This window comes from Muriicola sp., from assembly GCF_049669965.1.
Classification (GTDB): Bacteria; Bacteroidota; Bacteroidia; order Flavobacteriales; family Flavobacteriaceae; genus Muriicola.
The window spans coordinates 1-2,790 of sequence record NZ_JBATLB010000155.1; the positions used below are offsets into that span (position 1 = coordinate 1).

At 39.4% G+C, this 2,790-nt stretch carries 1 protein-coding gene; it reads left to right on the forward strand.

Features of this window, described 5'->3' with window-relative positions; translation table 11 throughout:
* Positions 1 to 2,360, forward strand: a 2,360-nt coding sequence (locus tag WBM49_RS08345; RefSeq protein WP_424371596.1) for a PKD domain-containing protein, incomplete at its 5' end; no start/stop codon positions are given.
* Positions 2,361 to 2,790: the final 430 nt, after the last annotated feature.

The following is a 2,790-nucleotide window of genomic DNA, read 5'->3' on the forward strand; positions in this document are numbered from 1 at the left end:
TGGAAGCCAACTTGGAACCTTTGGAAGTTCAGGTCGAAGGTCTTTGTGAAGTTGGTTTAAACGATATCACCTTAACAGCACCTTTAGGGTTTTCATCCTATTTGTGGTCAACAGGAGAAACTACGAGGAGCATACAAGTTATGGGCGCTCAATATGGGGATACTTTTACCGTAGATCTTACCTCTAACACAGGTTGTGATACTATGGCCACCATTACCTTGGGGCCTGTTGCAAGCGCAACCATCGAACCTATACCAGATCAAGAAATCTGTGAAGGGGGTAGTGCCATCATAGCACCCACGGGCACCAATGTCGGAGACTTCTATTTTCCTGATATCGATGTCGCCGGAAACGTTGCCGTAGTCACTCCAACATCTGATACCACCTATACGGTCATAGCTCGAGACGAAAATGGATGTGTGGGTGAATCAACCACAGTGAACATTACAGTAATACCATCTGACGAACCACCTTTTCCTCGGGCAGATTTTGAAATAACGCCAATTATCTCAGATCAGGCCAATCCTTGTAATACCATACAGTTGAACAACCTATCCGGGTATTGTAAAAGTGACCTGACCTATCTATGGGATTTTGGAGATGGCAACACGAGTACCGAAGAAAATCCAATTCATTCGTTCCCGCTTTCAGAAAACATTGAAACATATTACATATCGTTAACCGTTACCTCTATGGGTGATGGTCTTTCAGATATGGTAACTATCCCATATACGACCTCCACTATTTCCCCAGGATTTTATCCTATTCAAGATTGCGGTATTGTAACCATAACCAACTACAGTAGCATTTGTGGGTCTTCTATGGATAATTATCCTTCGTTCACCTATAGTTGGGATTTTGGGGACGGCAACCCCCCGGTCGTTACCGATAGCACCCAACCCGAATTTCAGTATACCTACAGTGATTCGGGTCTTTATACCATTGTGATGACCATGACGGACAGCGGCAGTGGACTTACTTTTACTGCAGAACGGATGATTAACGTAATAGCCGGATTAAGTGCCGATTTTGAATTTTATCCCGACTGTTACGATGTGCAATTTGTAGACCGATCTAATACCTGTGATCCAATTGTAAGTTACGCATGGGACTTTGGTGATGGAAGTCCAATTAGCAATGAAGAATCACCAATGCACACCTATGCCACCTTAGGGCCGCATAGTGTGACACTTTCGGTTAATGATGGAACTACAACCTTACAACAGACTTATGATGTTCTGTTAACACCTGATACGACTACCCCAGATTTTGATTTCTCCATTGTTTGCAATGAAGTTTCTTTTCAGGACTTTACCGATAGTTGCGATCCTTTGACCTTTGAATGGGATTTTGGTGACGGAAGTCCTTTAAGTACTAATGAAAATCCAATACATAGCTACGAATATGACAATTCTTATGATGTAACGTTAACGGTCAATGATGGTATTCAATATTTTTCCATAACCAAACCGATAGTCATCGTAAGCGAATTCTTCTATGAGCTTCCTGAAGATTTAGAGGCCTGCGCTGATCCTAGTTTTCCAGATTCAGCATCATTTGATTTAATTGCGCAATCAGATTATATTTTACGAAACGTAAGTCCTAATGGTCCTTTTTATCCCTTGGTAAGTTATCATTTAAGTGAATCTGACGCAGCGAATAATACAGCACGTCTTGATTTTGACTATACCAATGTGACTAATCCGCAGACCATTTACACCCGCATTGAAGACAGCCAGGGTTGTTTTCAACTATTTTCATTTTCCTTAAAAGTCAACAGCACTCCAAATGTGAATCAGATTGAAAATATTTTTCTTTGTTATTTAAAGGAAAGTTCCATTGGCTATGATCTTTCGCAATTGAATGCAAGGGCTTTTCAAGGACTCGATGCATCCAGAATAAATTTGAGCTACCATACCGATGAAATTGATGCTATAAATGACACTAATGTCGTCTCCAACATCAATCTTAATGCCGGGGTTGATAACACTGTGTATGTCAGAGCGGAGAATGCAGAAGCCCCAGATTGTTATTCAATTTCTACTTTCATCATTCGAATGGACAATGAAAATACCGATGTAGAAGACCGATGTATGCCCTTTTTCTCGAATACAATGACGCCAAACGATGATGGGGCCAACGATGTATTTTATATAGAAAACATTGAAACTTTTCCGAACAATTACTTGACCATATATAACCGATGGGGCAATATTGTATATGAATCTAGGGGCTACACAAACGATTGGCATGGTACTTATAACGGAAAGCCCTTGCCAGTAGGAACTTACTACTACTACATTCAGTTAAACGATACCGATGATAGGTCACATTCTGGACATATAACCATATTGAGATAGTTTCAATGGCATTGAAATCGAACCTATCCAATTTATCCTGAATCGTTTTAATGATAGTGTCATTATAATACTCATGGGAAGGAGAACGTACCACGATTCTTCCCTGCCCTCGATTATTTTTTATCACCATATGGATACTCAGCGCGTTCTTGATGTCCAATCAAAATCTGGTTCCGTAAAACTTATACAGTCACTTTTTTTTAATCCGGTTTTTATCTTTCTTTAATTTTATTATTTATTGGTCTTTTGATTTCAATTAATGTTACATAGGTTTATACTCTAGTTCTAATAGTCTGATTTTTTCTAAATATTCTGAATCAATGACATTTGGATTGTTTTGGTTTAATATGTTGATGTGAAAGGCACTTTGTGTTTACAAATTTTAGCAGCGTAGCGAATAAGGTTTGTAAAGCAAGAGGGTAACACGCTA